Source organism: Streptomyces sp. NPDC101227 (genome assembly GCF_044767545.1).
Taxonomy (GTDB): domain Bacteria; phylum Actinomycetota; class Actinomycetes; order Streptomycetales; family Streptomycetaceae; genus Streptomyces.
Genome location: NZ_JBIWOD010000016.1, coordinates 185,413 through 204,994 on the forward strand (window position 1 = coordinate 185,413; position 19,582 = coordinate 204,994).

A 19,582-nucleotide genomic window follows, 5' to 3' on the forward strand; every position below is an offset into this window, starting at 1 on the left:
CCCCTAGTCTGCCTCCGCGGGCGCCAACCCGAACAGCCCGAACGCGGTCCCCACCAGGCCGAGATGGCTGAAGGCCTGCGGGAAGTTGCCGAGCTGGCGCCGGGCCGCCGGGTCGTACTCCTCGGAGAGCAGCCCCGTGTCGTTGCGCAGCGCCAGCAGCCGCTCGAACAGGGCGTGTGCCTCCTTGCTGCGGCCGGTCAGTTCGAGGGCGTCGGCGAGCCAGAACGAGCAGACCAGGAAGGTGCCCTCGCCGCCGGGCAGTCCGTCGACATTGCCGCCGCCGGCGGTGCTGTAACGCCGTACCAGACCGTCGTGCGAGAGCTCCCGGCGTACGGCGTCGACGGTCCCGATGACCCGCGGGTCGTCGCCGGGGAGGAAGCCGACGCGGGGGATCAGCAGCGTCGCGGCGTCGAGTTCGGCGGAACCGTAGTACTGGGTGAAGGTGCCGCGCTCCGCGTCGTAGCCCCGTTCGCAGACCTCGCGGTGGACGTCTTCGCGCATCGCCCGCCAGCGGTCGAGGTCCCCGCCGAGCTTCGGATAGGTCTCCAGCGCCCGTACGGCGCGGTCCGCGGCGACCCAGGCCATGACCTTGGAGTGGACGAAGTGCCGGCGCGGCCCGCGGATCTCCCACAGCCCCTCGTCCGGGTCGCGCCAGGTGGACTCGAGGTAGTCCACCAGGGCGCGCTGGATGCTCCAGGCGTGCGCCTCGGTCTCTATCCCCGCCTCGCGGCCGATGTGGAAGGAGTCCAGGACCTCGCCGTAGACATCGAGCTGACGCTGCTGGACGGCGGCGTTGCCGATCCGTACGGGAGTCGATCCGGCGTATCCGCTCAGCCAGGGGATCTCGGCCTCCGGGAGCCGCCGCTCGCCCGCCAGGCCGTACATGATCTGCAGGTCGTCGGGGGCGCCGGCCACCGCGCGCAGCAGCCAGTCCCGCCAGGCGTTGGCCTCGTCCAGATATCCGGCGGAGATCAGGGAGTCCAGGGTGAGGCTGGCGTCGCGCAGCCAGCAGTAGCGGTAGTCCCAGTTGCGCACGCCGCCCAGCTCCTCGGGGAGCGAGGTGGTGGGGGCGGCGACGATGCCGCCGGTGGGCGCGTAGGTGAGGGCCTTGAGGGTGATCAGGGAGCGCATCACGGCGTCGCGGTGCGGGCCGTTGTAGCGGCAGCGCGCGGACCACGCGTGCCAGTCCTCGAGGGTGGTCCCGAGCGCCTCGAACGGGTCGATCTGGACGGGGCGGGGCTCATGGGAGGGGTGCCAGGTCAGTACGAAGGCGGCGCGTTCGCCGGCGGCGACGGTGACGTCGGTGCGGGTGCTGAAGTCCTTGCCGTAGGTGGCGCCTTGGCCGGGGGTGCGCAGCCACACCGAATCCGGTCCGGCGATCGCGACCCGGCTGCCCTCGGAAGCCCGCACCCAGGGGACCACCCGCCCGTAGTCGAAGCGCAGCCGCAGCGAGCTGCGCATCGCGACGCTGCCGCGGAGGCCCTCGATGATCCGTACGACGTCGGGCGCGCGGTCGCGCTGCGGCATGAAGTCGGTGACGCGTACGGCGCCTTCGGGGGTCTCCCAGACGGTGTCCAGGACGAGCGAGTCGCCGCGGTAGGAGCGCTCGGCGCGGGCACCGGGGGCGGTGGGGGCCAGGCCCCAGTGGCCGTTGTCCTTGCCGCCGAGGAGGGCGGCGAAGCAGGCGCCGGAGTCGAACCGCGGCAGGCACAGCCAGTCGATGGAGCCGTCGCGGCCGACGAGAGCGGCGGTCTGCAGATCGCCGATGAGCGCATAGTCCTCGATGTGTGGCTGATGTGAGTGCACTCCAGGCGCCTTCCCGCCCGGCGCCTTCGCTACTCGGTGATGGCGGCTGTCCGGGCTACCGGCTCGTTCTCCCGGCCGGGGCTCTCCGGTTCGCCGTGCTCGTCCGGCTCCCCGGGAGCCTTCGCCGCTTCCTCGGCTTCCTCGGCTTCCTTGGCCTGCTCGGCTTCCTGGGCCGCCTTCGCCGCCGCCTCCGCACGGTCGCGGCGCTCGCGGCGTACGAGGATGATCCAGCCGACCGGGACGGCCGCCGCGAACAGCCACCACTGGACGGCGTAGGCCATGTGCGGGCCGATGCTGTCGTGGTCCGGCTCGGGCACCAGCTCGGGCTTGCCACCGGCCGGATCGGGCGCGGTCTGCTCGATGTAGCCGCCGAGCACCGGCCGCGGCAGCCGCTTGGCCATCTCCGCGCTGTTGATCAGCATGACCTGGCGGGGCGGCAGTCCCTTGGTGTTCTTGATGCCGCTTGCCGCCGTGGTCTCGTCGGCCATGATCCGGCCGGTGACGGTGACCTTGCCGCGGGGCGCGGCCGGGACGTCGGGGAAGCGGGTGAGGTCGTTGCCGGCCGAGATCCAGCCGCGGTTGACCAGGACGTCCTTGCCGCCGTCGAGTTGGAGGGGGGTCAGGACGTAGTAGCCGATGCTCTGCTCGTCGGCGGCGGTGCGCTGGCGGACCACGACCTCGTGCGCGGTGTCGTAGGTGCCGGTGGCACTGACCCGGCGCCACATCTCGTGGTGCGGGACCGTCCGCCCGGGGGCGGTCAGCTCGGTGACCGGGACCGGCCTGGCGGCCAGGTTGCCGGCGATCAGCGCGTTCTGCGCCACCTTGTGCTCATGGCGGTGCAGCTGCCAGTAGCCCAGCTTGATCATGACGGGGATCAGCACGAGACCCAGGAGGGTGAGGATCACCCACTGCCGGGACAACAGGAAGCGGTACACGGCAACGACCGTACCTGGCGCGCGGCGGCCCCCGGCCAGGGGGGCCTGCCGGGGACCACGAGCCGCGCGGTGGTGCGGCGGCCGGGAACGCGGGCCGCGAGCGGGGCCGGGCTCAGACTCTGTCGACGATGCCCACCCTCCCCTCCGAGCGGGCGCAGTGGGCGCCGCAGTACCAGTGCCCCTCGACCTCGACGCCCTGGCCGATGATCTGGCACCGGCAGTGCTCGCAGATCGGCGCCATGCGGTGAATGGCGCAGGAGAAGCAGTCGAAGACGTGCACCGCGCCCTGCGCGTGCACCTCGAACGTCATGCCGTATTCGTTTCCGCAGACCTCACAACGTGCCATGCGCCACAGGGTGCGGGCGGCGCCGGTACGGGGCGAGGCGCCGACGGGTGTGTTGGCCGGGCTTCACCCGGACAGGCCCTAAACCGGGAGGGCGACGGTTATGACCGTTACACCCGCTTTACGCATTCCACCCGTTATGGCCGTTACGCCTTCTTCCCGCCACCTTCCCGGTCTGCCTCCTGGACGTTCTGCAGCAGCTGCATGAAGGCCGCTTCGTCGACCACGACCGTGCCGAACTGGGCGGCCTTGGCGGTCTTGGAGGTCTGCGCGTCGGGGTCGTTGGTCACCAGCAGGCTGGTCAGCCGGGACATGCTCGTGGCGACATGCAGCCCGGCCTCGGTCGCCCGGTCCTCCAGCAGCTCGCGGTCGACGGAGGTGTCCCCGGAGAACGCCACCCGCATCCCCTGGACGAGCCGGCCGCCCGCCACGAACCGCCCCGGGTTGGGGTACGGGCACGCGGGGCGCTTGCGGGACGGCCGCCAGGAGGTCGGGCGGTAGGACCCCGCGGAGGACTGCTGCCGGGACGCGGTGGGGGTACCTCCCGCTCGCGGGGGAGAGTCCGACCACTCCGTCAGCGGCTGGCAGGTCAGCAGCGGCAGCCGCAGCTTCTCCCGCGCGGCCAGGTGCAGGCTGGGCCGGAACGCCTCGGCCAGCACCCGGGCGTCGTCCAGGGCGTGGTGGGCCCGTTCCTGAACGACGCCGTAATGGGCCGCGAGGGACTCCAGCTTGTGGTTGGGCAGCGGCAGCCGCAGCTCCTTGGAGAGCGCGATGGTGCACAGCCGCCGGCGCACCGGGGCGGCCGCCCCGGCGCGGGCGTACTCCCGGGCGATCATCGACCAGTCGAACATGGCGTTGTGCGCGACCAGCACGCGGTCCGCGAGGCGCCGGGACAGCTCCGGGACGATGTCCGGGAAGAGCGGCGCGTCGGCCAGCACGTCACTGGTGAGGCCGTGGATCCAGACCGGGCCCGGGTCCCGCTGCGGATTGACGAGGGTGTACCAGTGATCCTGGACCTCGCCCTGCGCGTCGAGTTGATACACCGCGGCGGAGATGATCCGGTCGTCGCGGGCCAGGCCGGTGGTCTCCACGTCGACCACCGCGTACCCCTGGGGATACCCGTCCGGCCAGGCAGCCGGCGGCGTCTGAGGGCCCGGCTGCTGCCCGATCTTCGGCGCGGTCTTCGGCGCGATCGAGTGAGCTGCTGCCATGCGGTCTTCGAGCATGGTCACTGAGGATACGGGCCGCCACTGACAGCCACCGCACCGCCGTCGTCCGGAACGGGTGCATCCGGCGCCTTCCCCCCGCCGGTCCCCACGCCCGTTTCCAGCGCGGCGACGAGGTCACCCGCGGCGGTCCGGCGCAGCCCCGAGACACCGTCAGCGGGCCCCGGATAGAGCCGGTAGAGCGTCCCGGTCGCCTCGTCGGGCGCGACCGTGCCGTCCACCAGGGCGAGCAGTACCCGCCGTCCGGAGGCGGTTTCGGCCGCCAGGGCGTCCGCGTCCTGCGTGGGGGTACGGGCGTCCGGCGCCGCGCCGGTACGGATCCGCGCCGCGAACGAGGCGTCGGACTCGTGCACCGACCGCCGGTACGTCCACACCTCGTCGGTCCCGTCCGGCTCGCGTACGTTGTCCGGTTCCTTGCGGTCGGTGTCCGGGGCGGCGTGGGCCGCGCGGTGCAGCACCGCGACCTCGTCGGTGCGGGCCGCGGCGTGCCACACCGAGAGATCCCACAGAGTGACCCGGCCGGGGGCGGTGTACCGCTCGATGAGGTGACGGCCCAGGACCCCGAGCGGCCCGGCGTGCATGTCCACGTTGTGGTAGCCCCCGGACGGCGGCAGATGGACGTCGGTCCACAGCGCGCTGCCGTTCTGGAGGTCGACCAGCATCGGGACGCAGACACGGGAGTCACCGGTCAGGTCGAAGCGCTGACGGACGGAGCGCGGGTCGTAGGCGGCGCCGGGCCGGGCGTCGGCGGGCAGCTCCATGAATCCGGCGAACGCGTCGGGCAGGTCGTCGAACGGGATGTCGTTGTAACTGAAGACGATGACCACGGCGTAGCGCGCCCGCCCGGCCGACGGTGCCGTCAGATCGAGGTCGACGTACTCGGTCGCGCCGTGCGGCCCCGGGGCCGAGGTCAGGTCTCCGGAGTGCACCGCGCCCGCGGACTCGGCGCGCAGCGCGGTGTAGTCGCACAGGTCGGTCAGTTGCCAGTCGGCGTCGAAGAACGCCACCGACAGGTCGAGGTCGACCCGTGTCCCGGGCGGCTGCATCCAGTGCAGGAACAGCCGCAGCACGAGAGCGCCGGGTACCCGCAGGGTGGTGCCGCGCGGGACGTCCACCAGGGTCGCGGAGCTGCCGCGTTCGTTGGCGGGCAGGGCCAGGTCGGCCAGCGCGGGGTCCAGGACCGCGAGGTCGTAGCGGGGCCCGGCGGCGAGGCGGCGCAGCGCCTCCTCCTCCAGGAGCGCGGCGACGGGGCGGGTGAGGGCCGCCGCCAGCGGCGGCAGGGGGTGCGCCTCCGGGACGGCGTGGGTGACACGGCCGCGTGGGAAGAACAACCGCCGCCGGGCGTCCGGCAGATGACGGCCCCGCAGCCGGCCCAGGGCGCTCAGCAGCGGGCCGGGGCCCACCGTGGGCAGCCCCCGGCGCAGCGCCGCGACCAGCTCGGGCAGCGGCTCCGGCTCCTTGTGCAGCCGCAGCACATGGTCCAGCCGGCGCACCAGTTCGCCGGGACGCGCGGCCAGCGCGGCCACCGCGCGCGGCAGATCCCCCTCCGACAGGGCCCGTTCGACCCGCTCGCCCCAGGTGGACAGCCGGATCCGGTCGCCCGCCACCGTGAAGTGCGGCAGCTCTTCGGCGCTGCGGCGCAGCGCCTCGCCCAGCGGGCCGGACAGCGGCGTACCGCGCAGCACCGCGAAGGCGACCGCGGCCCGCGGATGGTGCGTGTGGCGCTCGTACGGATGCAGGATCTCGGCGGCCCGCCGCCACAGCCGCGGATGCCGCAGCAGGTCCTCGGCGACGGCGTGCGGCGCCAGTGCGTCCAGTACGGCGAGGAGCCGGCGGCGCAGCGGCCGCGGCAGGGTGCGCAGCCGTGGCGGCTCGGTGAGGTCGGCCTCGCCGCCCGACCAGACGACCAGCAGGCGCAGCACATCGGTCGCGGTGGTCAGCATGCCGGGCAGTCGCGGCCGGATCCGCTCGGCGGTCCGCTCGGCGCGCAGCAGGGTGGCCAGCACCAGGGCCTTGGTCTCGCGCAGGGGGATGTCGTCCGGCAGCCACTCCAGATGGGCGGGCGCGTGCTCCAGGAGCACCCTGACGTCCGTACGGTCCTGCGGGGAGAGCGGAGTGCGGCGGGCCAGCAGTACGGCCAGTTCCGCGGTGGCATCCGTCTTCGGGTCGGTGCCCAGGGTGAGGAGGCGCAGCGGCCCGGCGACGCTCCGGCCCTGGCGGGTGGTCCCCGGAGTGTGCGGCTTGAGGAAGGGGTCCGCGGCGTTGATACGGCGGTGGCAGATCGGGCAGCCGTCGTAGTTGGCGCCGTCCCAGCAGGCGCGGCACACCAAGTGGGCGCAGGGCGCGACCGGATGGACGCTGCCGACCGTGCCGCACAGCACACACGGCTGCGCCGGCTCCTGGAGGAGCACCGCGAAGACGCGGTCGACGTAGAGGGTGTGGGTGTTGGTGGGGACCTGGTGGGGGAAGCCGCGGAAGAGGGGGCGGTGGGTGCGGTCGGCGCCCAGCCCGGCGTCGACGGCGGCCAGCAGGGCCGTGCCGGCAGCGGTCAGCCCCTCGCGCCCCAGGGCCGCGAGGGCGGCGCGCAGCGGGCCGGTGAGGGCGTGTCCGCGGTCCAGCAGATCCGACTCCAGCAGGCGCAGCCCGTCCTCGGCGCGCGGGTCGGCGCGAGGTGTGGGCGCCCGGCGCAGATGGACGATGCCGGCGCGGCGGATCAGCACGGACTGCAGCGTGGACATGCGGACGAACCCCCCGGTGAGCAAAGCGAAGCGGGGGCGGAGAGTGGGCGCGCTGGAGTCATTTGAAATAATGAAGAAGGAAGCACGCCGCGGAGCCGCCCCCGCGACCGCGAGTCTAGGACGCGGGTGATCGCGAGGGCCAGCCGTTTTCCGGGTCCGCCCGCCCCGCGTCCCCCGGCGCCAGCAGCGACGCCACCAGCGCATTCAGTGAGACCAGGAAGAGCCGTTCGGCGTCGGCCGGTCCGGCCAGCGCGCGGGCCAGCGCGGGATCGTGCTCGGCCGTGGGGGAGTCCCACAGCTCGCCCTCGCTGGGGTGCTGCTGCGGTGACCGCTCCCGGTTGCGCTCGATCAGCACGAAGCCGACGACCTGGAACTGCACCGCCCGTACCGCCTCGGCCGCGAGCGCTCCGCGCAGCCCGGCGGCGTGTGCCTCGTGGACCAGGGCCTGCTGCGCGGGCAGGAACATCCGCTCCGTCAGGCCGCGTTCGTGCACCATTGCGATCAGATGCGGGCGCTCGCGCAGCGCCGTACGCAGCGCGCGGGCCACCGAGACGATCCGGGCGTGCGGGGTGTGCCCGGCGGGCCGGATGTCGCCCATCTCCCGGACGGTGCGCTCCACCAGGGCGTCCAGCAGCGATTCGCGGTTGCCGACGTGCCAGTAGATGGAGGTGACGGCGGTGCCCAGCTCCGTGGCGAGCCGGCGCATGGTCAGCGCCCCGGGGCCGTGCGCCCGCACCAGCCGGGCGGCCGTCGTCAGAACCTCTTCGCTGGTCAGCGCGGTACGTGTCATGACCTTCACCTACCCCCACAACTCCCTGGCGCACAAGGCTCTTTACCCTTCGCCCCGCTCGGTGTAACAGTGTTACAGGCGAAAGCGTCACAGGCGCCTGGCATGACCCCCGCACGTCACGACCCCCGCGAGTCACCATCGACGAAGGGCGGTACGACATGGCACGCATACGCTACGGAGCGCGCACCGGGACGGAGATCGCCGCGGCACGCACCGCGAGCTCGAAGCTCCCCGACATCTGGTCCACCGGCGTGGTGGCCGTCTGGGAGAGCGACCCGGACGCGGTCGCGGCGGTTCTGCCGCCACCTCTCAAGCCCACCGGCCGCCCCCTGGTCCGGGTCACCATCTCCGCCGTCGACCTTCCCGGCTACCCCCTGGGCGCGGGCTCGGTCGCGGTCGCGGCCGCGCACCACGGCGTCGAGGGCTGGTATCCGCTCGTCATGCCGATGACCCACGAGCGGGCCCTGATCGGCGGCCGCGAGGTCTTCGGCGAGCCCAAGAAGCTGGGTGAGGTCACCGTCGAGCGCGACGGCCCGGTCGTCCGCGCCGCGCTCGCCCGGCACGGCATCGCCTTCGTCGAGGTCCGCGGCGCGGTCAGCGCCCCGCTCCCGGTCCCCGAACCGGCGCGGAAGACGGACTTCTACTTCAAGTTCCTGCCCGCCGTGGACGGTTCGGGCTTCGACATCGACCCCGTACTGGTGCACTGCGTACGCAACGAGAAGGTCCGCAAGCTGGAGCGGATCACCGGGGACGTGGTCCTGCGCGAGTCGATGTACGACCCCGTCGCGGACCTGCCCGTCCGCACCCTCGTGGAGATCACCCTCGGCGAGAAGACCAGCGACCAGGCGGGCCGGGTCGCCGAGCGGGTCAGCGCCCAGGCCCTGCTCCCGTACATCCACCAGCGCTACGACGACCCGCAGCAGATCCTCGACGGGCCGCCCGAGGGGAGCGTCTGATGCGGCTGCGGGCGGGGCAGGTCGCGGTCGTCACCGGCGCCGCCGGCGGCATCGGCCTGGCCATGGCGCGCCGCTTCGCCGCGGAGGGCCTGCGGGTCGTCCTCGCGGACGTGGAGGAGGAGCCGCTGCGCGCCGCCGCCGACGAGCTGATCGCGGACGGCGCCGAGGTCCTGGCGCGCACCGTGGACGTCGGCGTACGGGAGGAGGTCGCCGCCCTCGCCGACGCCGCGTACGACACCTTCGGCGCGGTCCATGTGCTGTGCAACAACGCGGGCGTGGGCTCCGGCGCCGAGGGCCGGATGTGGGAACACGAGCCCAACGACTGGAAATGGGCGTTCGCCGTCAACGTCTGGGGCGTCTTCCACGGCGTGCAGTGCTTTCTGCCGCGGATGGTGGCGGCGGGCGAGGGCGGCCATGTCGTCAACACCTCCTCGACGGACGGCGGCGTCGCGCCACTGCCCACCGCCTCCGTCTACGCCGTCACCAAGGCGGCCGTGGTGACCATGACCGAATCGCTCTACGCCCACCTCAGGGCGGAGGGCGTCCCCATCGGCGCCTCGGTGCTCTTCCCCGGTCCGCACATGCTCCGTACCGGCCTGTGGGAGTCGCACCGCAACCGGCCCGAGCGGTACGCCAAGTCCCGGCCGCGCCGTACGCCGTACCGCAGCCTGGCCCAGTGGGAGGCGGCGATGCGGGACGCCGGCCGGGAGATCACCTTCACCCCGGTCGAGGACGTCGCCGAGCAGGTCGTGGACGGCATCCGGGCCGGCCGCTTCTGGATGCTGCCGCCCAGCGAGCACACCGACGCCCAGATCCGCGCCAGGTCGCGGTCGATGCTCGACCGCGCCGCCCCCTCGTATCTCGAGAGCTTCATCCTGGACTAGGGAGCCGTCGATGACGGAACGCGACCACCGGGGCCAGGAGGCCCCGTACCTGATCATCTCCTCCGACTGCCATGCCGGGCTGCCCACCGAGGAGTACCGGCCCTACCTCGATGCCCGCTTCCACCGCGCCTTCGACGATTTCCTCGGCGAGCGCGACGCCCGGCGCGCCGAGGCCACCCGCCTCGGCGTCCGCAACGACGCGTTCGCCGCCAAATGGTTCGCCGACAACGCCGAAGGCCTGCGCGGCGGCTGGGACACCGCGCAGCGCCTGAAGGAACTCGACGGCGACGGCGTGGCGGCGGAGGTCGTCTTCCCGGACGCGGACGCCGTCGACAGCGGCACCGCCGCCCCCTTCGGTGTGGGCCTGGGCCTCTCCGGCGACCACGACCCCGACCTCGGCATGGCGGGCGCCCAGGCGCACAACCGCTGGCTCGCCGACTTCGTCTCCGAACACCCCGAACGGCACTGCGGCGTCGCCCTGCTGCCCATCACGGCCGACCCGGACAAGGTCGTCGCCGAGATCCACCGCGCCAAGGAGTCCGGCCTCGGCGCGCTGATGATCCCGTCCATGTGGGTCGGCAACGCGCCCTACCACGACCGCCGTTACGACCCGGTCTGGGCCGCGGCCGCCGACTGCGCGATGCCGGTCCTCACCCACTCCGGGGCCGCGCCCCGCCACGAGTACGGCGACCACCTCGGCATCTACGTCTCCGAGGTCACCTGGTGGCCGGCCCGCCCCCTCTGGTTCCTGCTGTGGTCCGGCGTCTTCGAACGCCACCCCGGCCTGAAGTTCGGCATCGCCGAATCCGGCTGCTGGTGGCTGCCCAACCTGCTGTGGTTCATGGACCGCCTCTACCTGGGCGCCCACGGCGGCAAGAAACTCTCGCCCTTCGCCGCCCTCAAGCGCCCCCCGCACGAGTACCTGGACCGCCAGGTCTTCGTCTGCGCCACCAACACCAAACGCCGAGAACTGGCCCAGCGCTACGAGATCGGCGTCGACAACATCCTGTGGGGCAGCGACTTCCCGCACCCCGAGGGCACCTGGCCCGACACCCGCGCCTGGCTGAAGAAGACCTTCCACGACATCCCGGTCGCCGAGACCCGCCGCATGCTGGGGCTGTCCGCCGCCGAGGCCTTCGGCTTCGACACCGCAAAGCTGGCCCCGCTGGCCCGCCGTATCGGCCCCACACCCGCCGAACTCGGCCAGCCCGCCGACCAGTTGGCGATCGAATCCTCCTGGGCCCGCTCCCGCGAAGTGGGCCGCCACTGGCTGACCGACCACGACTTCCCGGTATTGGGGGCGGACTCATGACCGAGGACATCACGACAGCGGACATCGCGACCGACGACATCACGACCGAGGACCGCTACACCGTCATCTCCGCCGACTGCCACGCCGGCGCCGACCTGCTCGACTACAAGCCGTACCTGGAGTCCCGGTACCACGACGCCTTCGACGCCTGGGCCGCGAGCTACGTCAACCCGCACGAGGACCTGCTCGCCGACACCGCCGACCGCAACTGGAACTCCGCCCGGCGGCTGGCCGAGCACGAGGCCGACGGCATCGTCGCCGAGGTCATCTTCCCCAACACCATCCCGCCCTTCTTCCCCTCCGCCTCCCTGATGGCCCCGGCCCCCACCGACGAGGAATTCCGACAGCGCTGGGCGGGCCTGCGCGCCCACAACCGCTGGCTCGCCGACTTCTGCGCCGACGCCCCCGGCCGCCGGGCGGGCGTCGCCCAGATCCTCCTCAACGACGTCGACGAGGCCGTACGGGAAGTCCACCGCACCAAGGAGGCGGGCCTGACCGGCGGCATCATGCTCCCCGGCACCCCGCCCGGCTCCGGCCTGCCCGAACTCCACTCCGAGGCCTACGACCCCCTCTGGGCGGCCTGCGCCGAGCTGGGCGTCCCGGTCAACCACCACGGCGGCTCGGCCTCCCCGCCACTGGGCGACGAACCCGCCGCCCGCGCCGTCTTCATGGTCGAGACCACCTGGTTCTCGCACCGCGCCCTGTGGCACCTCATCTTCGGCGGCGCCTTCCGCCGCCACCCGGGCCTCAAGCTCGTCCTCACCGAACAGGGCTCCGGCTGGATCCCCGGCGTCCTGGACATGCTGGACTACTACCACGACCGCCTGGTGGCGGCCTCGACCAAGGCGGCCACCGCCGAGGCCAAGTTCGGCGCCGGCCTCGCCGAGACCATGGGCCGGGCCCCGGCCGCCATCTGGCGCGAGAACTGCTACGTGGGCGCCAGCTTCATGCGCCCCCACGAGGTCCCGCTCCGCCACCGCATCGGCGTCGACAAGATCATGTGGGGCAGCGACTACCCCCACGACGAGGGCACCCCGCCCTACTCCCGCGAGGCCCTGCGCCTGGCCTACGCGGGCCTGCCCACGGACGAGATCGCCGCCATGCTCGCCGGCAACGCCGCCCGCGTCTACGGCTTCGACCTCGCCCGTCTCGCCCCGCTGGCCGCCCGCGTCGGCCCGCGGGTCGCGGAGATCGCGGAGCCGCTCGAGAAGATCCCACCGGACGCGACGAGCCCGGCGTTCGCCCCGGGCGGGTCGGTGCGGGTGTGGTGAGACCGGCAGGCTACCGACGGTAATCCCGTGTGAGCCGGGACCCGCCAGCTGACGACCCGTCTTACATACTTCTCGGTAACAACCCCTAGCGGCATCCCCGTCACCACATTTATGGTGCGGGCATGCCGCACCTGCCCGATGTCGTGTTGTGGTCCGTACCGGCCTTCGTCCTGCTCACCGTCGTGGAGATGGTGAGCTACCGCCTGCATCCCGACGAGGATGCCGGGGGCTATGAGGCCAAGGACGCGGCCACCAGCGTCGGCATGGGCCTCGGCAGCCTGGTGTTCGACACCCTGTGGAAGATCCCGATCGTGGCGATCTACGCGGCGGTCTACGAACTCACCCCGCTGCGCGTGCCCGTGCTCTGGTGGACGCTGCTGCTGATGCTGCTCGCCCAGGACTTCTTCTACTACTGGTCGCACCGCGGCCACCACGTCATCCGCATCCTGTGGGCCTGCCACGTGGTGCACCACTCCAGCAAGAAGTTCAACCTCACCACCGCGCTGCGCCAGCCCTGGACGACCTGGACCGTCTGGCCGTTCTACGTCCCGATGGTCGCCCTCGGCGTGCACCCGGCCGCGATCGCCTTCACCTCCGGGGCCAACCTCGTCTACCAGTTCTGGGTGCACACCGAGCGGGTCGACAAGCTGCCGCGGCCCTTCGAGTTCGTGCTCAACACGCCCTCGCACCACCGGGTCCACCACGCCTCCCAGGGCGGCTATCTGGACCGTAACTTCGGCGGAATCCTGATCATCTGGGACCGGATGTTCGGCTCGTTCGTCCCCGAGACCGAGCGGCCCGTCTACGGCCTCACCAAGAACATCGGGACCTACAACCCGCTGCGGGTGGCCACCCACGAGTACGCCGCCATCGCACGCGATGTACGGGCGGCCGACAGCTGGCGCGAGCGCGCCGGGCGGATCTTCCGGGGACCCGGCTGGCAGCCGGCCGGGCCCGCCGAGGCGCCCCCTGCCCAGCCGCGCACCGCCGCCTCCGTCGAGGAGACCGCCGCGTGACGGCTCGTTGGCCGAGCGCCGTACGGCCTCTGCTGGTCGCCTTCGCCGTGCTCGCCGCCGTACACCTCGCGGCGCTGGCGGCCGGCGCCACCACCCTCGGGCACCTCACCAAACCCGCCCTGATGCCGGTGCTCGCCGCGGCCGTGCTGGCCCGCGGGGGTCCTCCGCTGCTCGCCGGTGCGCTGCTGTTCGGCTGCGGCGGCGACACCCTCCTCCAGGTCGGCGGCGACACCGTCTTCCTCGCCGGGATGGCGTCCTTCGCCGCCGGGCACGTCTGCTACCTGCTGCTGTGCGCCCGGCACGGCGCCCCGGTGGGCGGCCGGGCCCGTACGGGGGCCTTCGGCTGCGCCTACGCCGTGGTCCTGGCCGCCACCGTCGCGCTCCTGTGGCCGGACCTCCCGGCGGATCTGCGCATCCCGGTCGCCGGCTACAGCCTCCTGCTCACCGCGATGGCCTTCGGGGCGCTGCGGGCGGGCGCGCGGGCCGCGGCCGGCGGGCTGCTCTTCCTGCTCTCCGACACCCTGATCGCGAGCGGTATCGCCCACTGGCCGCAGCTCCCGGCCCCGCAGTTCTGGATCATGCTCACCTATGCGGCGGCGCAGGTCGCGCTGGCCGAAGGGGTGCTGCGGGCGGCCGCGGGCCCGGGGGACCCCCAACGGGCCGGGCGGCGCACCACCCGGCCCCCGGAGACGGCGAGCGCCTAGCTCTTCACCGCGTTCAGCGCGTTGACGATGCCGTAGCCGTAGTGGCTGTTGACGTGCTTGGTGCCGGTGCAGGTGGCCTCACCCGTGGGGCAGCCGGGGTTGTCCGCCTGCTGCTTGAGCAGCCACTGGATCTCCTGCGGGCTGGACTTGGGGTGGGCGCTCTTCAGCAGCGCCGCCACGCCCGCGACATGCGGGGTCGCCATGGACGTACCCGCCAGATAGGCCCAGTCGCCGCCCGGCATGGTCGAGAGGATGTTGCCGTTCTTGGCGGGCAGCTCGGGCACCTGCTTCGAGTCGCCGCCCGGGGCCGCCACATCGATCTGGCCCAGGCCGAAGTTGGAGTAGTAGGACTTGGCCTTGTGCACTCCGGTCGCGGCGACGGTCACCGTGCCCGGCAGCTGGGTGGGTACGTCCCAGCAGGTCTTGGGGCTGACGGTGCGCTCGACCGGGGTCGAGTCGTTGGGGCTCCCGGTGTCGGTGAGCTTCTCGGCCGCCAGATCCAGATTGGAGTTGCCCGCCGCGGCGACGTTGAGTACGCCCTTGCCCTGCGCGTACTTCGCGGCCCGGCCGACCGCGTCAATGATCGCGGCCTGATCGGCGTCATCCTTGCAGTTGAACATCCAAGGGTCGACGTAATAGCTGTTGTTGGTGACCTCGACGCCGTGGTCGGCCGCGAAGACAAAGGCACACACCACGCTCTCGGCGTAGAAGAAGGCCGTCTTGGGCTCGCTCACCTTGATGGCGGAGATCTTCACGCCCGGGGCGACGCCCGCCACGCCCACGCCGTTACGGGCCGCGGCGATGGTGCCCGCGACATGGGTGCCGTGGTAATCCTCGTCCGGGTCCCAGGGGCGCCACGCCCCCTTGGACGTATCGGCCACGCCGCCCACGCAGTTGGCGGACTGCTTCGCGGAGAAGTTGGCCTTCAGGTCCGGGTGGGTGTCGTCCACACCGGTGTCGATGATGCCGACGGTGACGTTCCTGCTGCCGGGGTTCACCTTCGCGGCCTTGTCGGCCTTGATGGCGGGCAGATCCCACTGGAGCGGTTCGAGCGGCTCCTCGCCGTTCGCCTTCGCCGCCGCGGCCGCCGCCTTGAGCTGCGACTTCGGCAGCCGGTCGAGCTTCTGCGGCTTGCCGACGTCGGTGGTGCCGGACGCCTTGAGCGGGGCGGTACGCGACGCCCCCGCCGACTGCACGCCCGGCACCGCGCGCAGGGTTTCCGCGAACTCGGGGTTGGCCGAGTGGACGACGATCACGCCTATCTGCTCATGGGCGACGATCACCTTCCCGCCGGCCTTGGCTATCGCCTTCTTCACCGCGCCGACCGTGGCGTGGTCCGGCGTGGCGTTCACGACGTACGACAGCAGCGGGCCGCTCGCCGGGGCCGCAGCGGCGGGGGCGGAGTCCTGGGGTGCGGCGGTGGCCGCGTTCGGGAGGAAGCCGAGGGACGCCGTCAGAGCCAGTCCGAGCGGCAGGGCCAGGACCCGCGCGCGTCTGGATCGGGGATGAGCCATGGGTACTCCACATCATCCGTGAGACCGCCCGTACGCGGGTTTGCGCACGGGCGGATGCAATGAGACGTGAAGCTATCGGCGATCACCGGCGCTCATCAATGGAACCGGGGAAAAACCCGTCAGCGATGGCGAATTGACATCGCGTCACGCTATATCGAGGCGCGGCGCCCGACGCGAGGGAGCGTCAGACGCCGCGCCGCAGCGTGCCGATGCTCAGCGGGGGCAGCGCGACCCGCGGGCCGTACCAGCGGCGCGGCCGCTCGGGGGACCGCCGCCGTACCGCCGCGGTGGCGGGTGGGGGAGGGGCGGGCAGCCGGACGCTGCCGTAGGGGCGCCGACGGGGACCGGAGGGCTGCGGGGCCTGTGCGGGCGGCGGAATCACACCCGGCTCAACGAAGTGCCCGCACGGCGGTGGCGGCCGGGGGTGGCATTCCTGCGATTTTCCTCGCGACGGCAGCCCGCAGCCCCCTGTCGCATCGATTGCCACGGCTCTACGATGCGTGATCCAAGTCACTTATCTGGGCCTTATCGTCGGACTCAGTGGCAGGCACGTCATCCACTTCAGCCCCCGTACGAACAGGAGACTCCGTGAGCGCCGCACCGACCATCGACCCGGGGATGCAGGAACCGCCCGACTACCGTGAGGCGCAGTCGAGCGCGGAATTCGCCGCACTGCGCCGCTCCCACCGCTCCTTCGCCTTCCCGCTCACCGTCGCCTTCCTCCTCTGGTACCTGGCGTATGTGCTGCTCTCGAGCTACGCCGGCGACTTCATGGCCATCAAGGTCGTCGGGCACCTCAACGTCGCCTTCGTCCTCGGCATCGCCCAGTTCGCGACGACCTTCCTGATCGCCTGGTGGTACTCCCGCCACGCCACCGCCAAGCTCGACCCCAAGGCCGAGGCCATCAAGGCCCGCCTGGAGGGCGCGTCCCTCGAGGCGGGCACCTCCCTCCGCAAGGACACGCCCCGCCTGGAGGACCCCGCATGATGCACCCTCAGCAGCCGCTCGCCCTCCAGCTCGCGGCCGGCGGCGCGGGCGAGCACCGCACCCTGATCATCACCCTCTTCGCGGTCTTCGTCGCCGCCACCCTCGGCATCACCGTCTGGGCCGGCCGGCAGACCAAGGGCGCGGAGGACTTCTACGCCGGCGGCCGCCAGTTCAGCGGCTTCCAGAACGGCCTGGCCATCTCCGGCGACTACATGTCCGCCGCATCCTTCCTCGGCATCGCCGGCGCCATCGCCCTCTTCGGCTACGACGGCTTCCTCTACTCCATCGGCTTCCTCGTCGCCTGGCTCGTGGCCCTCCTCCTGGTCGCCGAACCGCTGCGCAACTCCGGCCGGTTCACCATGGGCGACGTCCTCGCCTACCGGATGCGCCAGCGCCCGGTCCGTACCGCCGCCGGCACCTCCACCATCGTCGTCTCGATCTTCTACCTGCTCGCCCAGATGGCGGGCGCCGGCGCCCTGGTCACCCTGCTCCTCGGCGTCACCAGCGAGGCGGGCAAGATCCTGGTCGTCGTCCTCGTCGGCATCGTGATGATCCTTTACGTCACCATCGGCGGCATGAAGGGCACCACCTGGGTCCAGATGATCAAGGCGGTGCTGCTGATCGCCGGCACCCTGCTCATCACCTTCCTGGTGGCGCTCAAGTTCCACTTCAACATCTCCAGCCTGCTCGGCGCCGCCGCGGAGAACAGCGGCAAGGGCGCCGCCTTCCTGGAGCCCGGCCTCAAGTACGGCGCCAGCGCCACCTCGAAGATCGACTTCATCTCGCTGGGCCTCGCCCTCGTCCTGGGCACCGCGGGCCTGCCGCACATCCTCATCCGCTTCTACACGGTCCCCACCGCCAAGGCCGCCCGGAAGTCCGTGAACTGGGCGATCGGCATCATCGGCGTCTTCTACCTGATGACCATCGCGCTCGGCTTCGGCGCCGCGGCCCTGATCAAGCCCGCCGACATCGAGAAGCCGGGCAACACCGCCGCCCCGCAGCTCGCCGAGGTCATCGGCGGCGGCGCGGGATCCACCGGCGGCGCGGTGCTGCTCGCCGTCATCTCCGCCGTCGCCTTCGCAACCATCCTCGCCGTGGTCGCCGGCCTCACCCTCGCCTCGTCCTCGTCCTTCGCCCACGACATCTACGTCAACGTGATCCGCAAGGGCAAGGCCACCGAGAAGGAAGAGGTCGGCGCGGCCCGCTGGGCGACCGTCGGCATCGGCGCCGTCGCCATCGTGCTCGGCGTCTTCGCCCGGGGCCTGAACGTCGCCGGCCTGGTGGCGCTCGCCTTCGCGGTCGCCGCCTCCGCCAACCTCCCCACCCTCCTCTACAGCCTCTTCTGGAAACGCTTCACCACCCAGGGCGCCCTGTGGTCCATCTACGGCGGCCTCGCCTCCTCCGTCCTGCTGGTCCTCTTCTCCCCGGTCGTCTCCGGCAAGGAGACCTCGATGTTCCCCGGCGCGGACTTCGGCTTCTTCCCCCTGGAGAACCCCGGCCTGATCTCCATCCCCCTGGGCTTCCTGCTCGGCTGGCTCGGCTCGCTCCTGTCCAAGGAGGAACCGGACGTCAAGAAGTACGCCGCACTGGAGGTCCGTTCGCTGACCGGAACCGGCGCCCACTGACCGCCCGACGGACCGCCTGAGCCATCCCTACAGCGAGTGGGCGGGGTGGCGTCGTAGATCCCTACGACGCCACCCCGCCCACCTCGTGCTTCTGCGCCCTGCTCAGCGACGATCCGATCGCGTAGTCTCGAAGGCGTACTGATCCACCGCGAAGGCAACCGATCAACCACCGTCGGGGAGGGGGCCCTGTGCTCATCGACACTTACGGCCGCGTGGCCACCGACCTGCGCGTCTCGCTGACCGACCGCTGCAATCTGCGGTGCACGTACTGCATGCCCGAAGAGGGGCTGCAATGGCTCGCCAAGCCGAATCTGCTCACCGACGACGAGATCGTCCGCCTCATAAGGATCGCGGTCACCGACCTCGGCATCGAAGAGGTCCGCTTCACCGGCGGTGAGCCGCTGCTCCGCCCCGGCCTGGTCGGCATCGTCGAGCGCGTCGCACAGCTGACCCCGCGCCCGCAGATGTCCCTGACCACCAACGGCATCGGCCTCCAGCGCACCGCCACCGCACTGCGCGACGCCGGTCTCGACCGCGTCAACGTCTCCCTCGACACCCTGCGGCCCGACGTCTTTCAGGCCCTGACCCGCCGCAAGCGGCACGACGACGTCCTGCGCGGCCTGGACGCGGCCCGCTCGGCCGGCCTGACCCCGGTCAAGGTCAACACCGTCCTGATGCCCGGCCTCAACGACGACGAGGCCCCCGACCTGCTCGCCTGGGCGATCGAGAACGACTACGAGCTCCGCTTCATCGAGCAGATGCCGCTGGACGCCCAGCACGGCTGGAAGCGCGACGGCATGATCACCGCCGGTGACATCCTGACCTCGCTGCGCACCCGCTTCGAGCTCACCCCCGAAGGCGAGGAGAAGCGGGGCGCCGCGCCCGCCGAGCGCTGGATCGTCGACGGCGGACCGCACCGCGTCGGCGTCATCGCCTCCGTCACCCGCCCGTTCTGCCGCGCCTGCGACCGGACCCGCCTGACGGCCGACGGTCAGGTCCGCACCTGTCTGTTCGCCACCGAGGAGACGGACCTGCGGGCCACGCTGCGCTCGGACGCCCCCGACGCCGAGATCGCCCGGATCTGGAAGCAGGCGATGTGGGGCAAGAAGGCGGGCTCCGGTCTGGACGACCCGTCCTTCCTGCAGCCCGAGCGTCCGATGTCCGCCATCGGCGGCTGAGCGCCGCCGCCCTCAGTCCTCGGCGGCCGACGCCTCCTCCCACTCCTCCAGCGTCACCACGTCCTTCAAGAAGCCGCGCACGCCGAGGAACTGCGACAGATGCTCCCGGTGTTCCTCGCACGCCAGCCAGGTCTTGCGGCGGTCCGGGGTGTGCAGCTTCGGGTTGTTCCAGGCCAGCACCCACACCGCGGCCGCACGACAGCCCTTGGCGGAGCAGATGGCGGCGCCCGCATCGGAGCCGGGGCCGTTCAGAAGATTCGGGAGATTCGGGGAGTTCACGGCCTCAACCCTACGTCC

18 protein-coding genes are annotated in these 19,582 nt (G+C 72.0%); 9 read left to right on the forward strand and 9 right to left on the reverse strand.

Translation table 11 applies throughout. The features are described from left to right. Positions 1-3 precede the first annotated feature (3 nt). The 6 genes from ACIRPT_RS31100 to ACIRPT_RS31125 all read right to left on the reverse strand — a co-directional run bounded on the left by ACIRPT_RS31100 (position 4) and on the right by ACIRPT_RS31125 (position 7,838). Positions 4-1,806: a glycoside hydrolase family 15 protein gene (locus tag ACIRPT_RS31100; RefSeq protein WP_403833097.1), complete on the reverse strand. Its 1,803-nt coding sequence runs from the start codon at positions 1,804-1,806 to the stop codon at positions 4-6. A 29-nt stretch (positions 1,807-1,835) separates the two neighbouring features. Then, positions 1,836-2,741 carry an SURF1 family protein gene (locus ACIRPT_RS31105; protein WP_403833099.1) on the reverse strand — a complete coding sequence of 302 codons (906 nt, stop codon included), beginning with the start codon at positions 2,739-2,741 and terminating at the stop codon, positions 1,836-1,838. A gap of 112 nt (positions 2,742-2,853) precedes the next feature. Then, positions 2,854-3,087, reverse strand: a complete 234-nt coding sequence (locus tag ACIRPT_RS31110) for a hypothetical protein (protein WP_403507418.1) — start codon at positions 3,085-3,087, stop codon at positions 2,854-2,856. Between the two features lie 143 nt (positions 3,088-3,230). Then, positions 3,231-4,310, reverse strand: a complete 1,080-nt coding sequence (locus tag ACIRPT_RS31115; protein WP_403833102.1) for a DEDDh family exonuclease — start codon at positions 4,308-4,310, stop codon at positions 3,231-3,233. Between the two features lie 2 nt (positions 4,311-4,312). Then, entirely contained in the window at positions 4,313-7,048 is a 2,736-nt protein-coding gene (locus tag ACIRPT_RS31120; RefSeq protein WP_403833104.1) for an MXAN_6230/SCO0854 family RING domain-containing protein, read from the reverse strand. A gap of 115 nt (positions 7,049-7,163) precedes the next feature. Next, the gene (locus tag ACIRPT_RS31125; RefSeq protein ID WP_403833106.1) at positions 7,164-7,838 is read right to left on the reverse strand and encodes a TetR/AcrR family transcriptional regulator; all 675 of its coding nucleotides are present in this window, start codon (positions 7,836-7,838) and stop codon (positions 7,164-7,166) included. Positions 7,839-7,996: 158 nt separating this feature from the next. On the opposite strand from ACIRPT_RS31125, the gene ACIRPT_RS31130 reads away from it, so the two are divergent. From ACIRPT_RS31130 to ACIRPT_RS31155, 6 genes are all read left to right on the forward strand, one after another. Beyond that, positions 7,997-8,794: an acetoacetate decarboxylase family protein gene (locus tag ACIRPT_RS31130; RefSeq protein ID WP_403833108.1), complete on the forward strand. Its 798-nt coding sequence runs from the start codon at positions 7,997-7,999 to the stop codon at positions 8,792-8,794. Next, positions 8,794-9,678, forward strand: a complete 885-nt coding sequence (locus tag ACIRPT_RS31135) for an SDR family NAD(P)-dependent oxidoreductase (protein WP_403833111.1) — start codon at positions 8,794-8,796, stop codon at positions 9,676-9,678. Before ACIRPT_RS31130 ends, ACIRPT_RS31135 begins: the two co-directional genes overlap by 1 nt. A 10-nt stretch (positions 9,679-9,688) precedes the next feature. Continuing rightward, positions 9,689-10,990, forward strand: a complete 1,302-nt coding sequence (locus tag ACIRPT_RS31140) for an amidohydrolase family protein (protein ID WP_403833113.1) — start codon at positions 9,689-9,691, stop codon at positions 10,988-10,990. Then, positions 10,987-12,261: an amidohydrolase family protein gene (locus ACIRPT_RS31145; protein WP_403833115.1), complete on the forward strand. Its 1,275-nt coding sequence runs from the start codon at positions 10,987-10,989 to the stop codon at positions 12,259-12,261. Before ACIRPT_RS31140 ends, ACIRPT_RS31145 begins: the two co-directional genes overlap by 4 nt. 122 nt (positions 12,262-12,383) lie before the next feature. Beyond that, positions 12,384-13,277 carry a sterol desaturase family protein gene (locus ACIRPT_RS31150; protein ID WP_403833118.1) on the forward strand — a complete coding sequence of 298 codons (894 nt, stop codon included), beginning with the start codon at positions 12,384-12,386 and terminating at the stop codon, positions 13,275-13,277. Continuing rightward, on the forward strand, positions 13,274-13,981 hold the full coding sequence (locus ACIRPT_RS31155; protein ID WP_403833121.1) for a lysoplasmalogenase: 708 nt from the start codon (positions 13,274-13,276) through the stop codon (positions 13,979-13,981). The genes ACIRPT_RS31150 and ACIRPT_RS31155 overlap by 4 nt, the downstream gene beginning before the upstream one ends. Here the strand turns inward: ACIRPT_RS31155 and ACIRPT_RS31160 are convergent. Then, positions 13,978-15,495 (reverse strand): S8 family serine peptidase, encoded by a 1,518-nt coding sequence (locus tag ACIRPT_RS31160; protein ID WP_403833123.1) that lies wholly within the window; start codon positions 15,493-15,495, stop codon positions 13,978-13,980. The two genes, ACIRPT_RS31155 and ACIRPT_RS31160, sit on opposite strands and share 4 nt — an antisense overlap. Positions 15,496-15,679: 184 nt before the next feature. Next, positions 15,680-15,877: a hypothetical protein gene (locus ACIRPT_RS31165; protein ID WP_403507440.1), complete on the reverse strand. Its 198-nt coding sequence runs from the start codon at positions 15,875-15,877 to the stop codon at positions 15,680-15,682. A 236-nt stretch (positions 15,878-16,113) separates the two neighbouring features. Between ACIRPT_RS31165 and ACIRPT_RS31170 the strand changes: the two genes are divergently transcribed. From ACIRPT_RS31170 to moaA, 3 genes are all read left to right on the forward strand, one after another. After that, positions 16,114-16,482 (forward strand): DUF485 domain-containing protein, encoded by a 369-nt coding sequence (locus ACIRPT_RS31170; protein WP_403833181.1) that lies wholly within the window; start codon positions 16,114-16,116, stop codon positions 16,480-16,482. Then, positions 16,479-18,107, forward strand: coding sequence for a cation acetate symporter (locus ACIRPT_RS31175; RefSeq protein ID WP_403833126.1), 1,629 nt, complete (start codon positions 16,479-16,481; stop codon positions 18,105-18,107). The genes ACIRPT_RS31170 and ACIRPT_RS31175 overlap by 4 nt, the downstream gene beginning before the upstream one ends. A gap of 188 nt (positions 18,108-18,295) precedes the next feature. Further along, positions 18,296-19,285, forward strand: coding sequence for a GTP 3',8-cyclase MoaA (gene moaA, locus ACIRPT_RS31180; RefSeq protein WP_403833128.1), 990 nt, complete (start codon positions 18,296-18,298; stop codon positions 19,283-19,285). Between the two features lie 12 nt (positions 19,286-19,297). Here moaA and ACIRPT_RS31185 read toward each other — a convergent pair whose 3' ends face one another. Beyond that, positions 19,298-19,564, reverse strand: coding sequence for a hypothetical protein (locus ACIRPT_RS31185; RefSeq protein ID WP_403833131.1), 267 nt, complete (start codon positions 19,562-19,564; stop codon positions 19,298-19,300). Positions 19,565-19,582: the final 18 nt, after the last annotated feature.

Excerpts from the sequence above, each read along its gene's own strand:
- ACIRPT_RS31110 (WP_403507418.1), bottom strand. The coding sequence starts at position 3,087 with ATGGCACGTTGTGAGGTCTGCGGAAACGAATACGGCATGACGTTCGAG.
- ACIRPT_RS31115 (WP_403833102.1), bottom strand. The coding sequence starts at position 4,310 with ATGCTCGAAGACCGCATGGCAGCAGCTCACTCGATCGCGCCGAAGACC.
- ACIRPT_RS31120 (WP_403833104.1), bottom strand. The coding sequence starts at position 7,048 with ATGTCCACGCTGCAGTCCGTGCTGATCCGCCGCGCCGGCATCGTCCAT.
- ACIRPT_RS31125 (WP_403833106.1), bottom strand. The coding sequence starts at position 7,838 with ATGACACGTACCGCGCTGACCAGCGAAGAGGTTCTGACGACGGCCGCC.
- ACIRPT_RS31130 (WP_403833108.1), top strand. The coding sequence starts at position 7,997 with ATGGCACGCATACGCTACGGAGCGCGCACCGGGACGGAGATCGCCGCG.
- ACIRPT_RS31135 (WP_403833111.1), top strand. The coding sequence starts at position 8,794 with ATGCGGCTGCGGGCGGGGCAGGTCGCGGTCGTCACCGGCGCCGCCGGC.
- ACIRPT_RS31140 (WP_403833113.1), top strand. The coding sequence starts at position 9,689 with ATGACGGAACGCGACCACCGGGGCCAGGAGGCCCCGTACCTGATCATC.
- ACIRPT_RS31145 (WP_403833115.1), top strand. The coding sequence starts at position 10,987 with ATGACCGAGGACATCACGACAGCGGACATCGCGACCGACGACATCACG.
- ACIRPT_RS31150 (WP_403833118.1), top strand. The coding sequence starts at position 12,384 with ATGCCGCACCTGCCCGATGTCGTGTTGTGGTCCGTACCGGCCTTCGTC.
- ACIRPT_RS31160 (WP_403833123.1), bottom strand. The coding sequence starts at position 15,495 with ATGGCTCATCCCCGATCCAGACGCGCGCGGGTCCTGGCCCTGCCGCTC.
- ACIRPT_RS31170 (WP_403833181.1), top strand. The coding sequence starts at position 16,114 with ATGCAGGAACCGCCCGACTACCGTGAGGCGCAGTCGAGCGCGGAATTC.
- ACIRPT_RS31175 (WP_403833126.1), top strand. The coding sequence starts at position 16,479 with ATGATGCACCCTCAGCAGCCGCTCGCCCTCCAGCTCGCGGCCGGCGGC.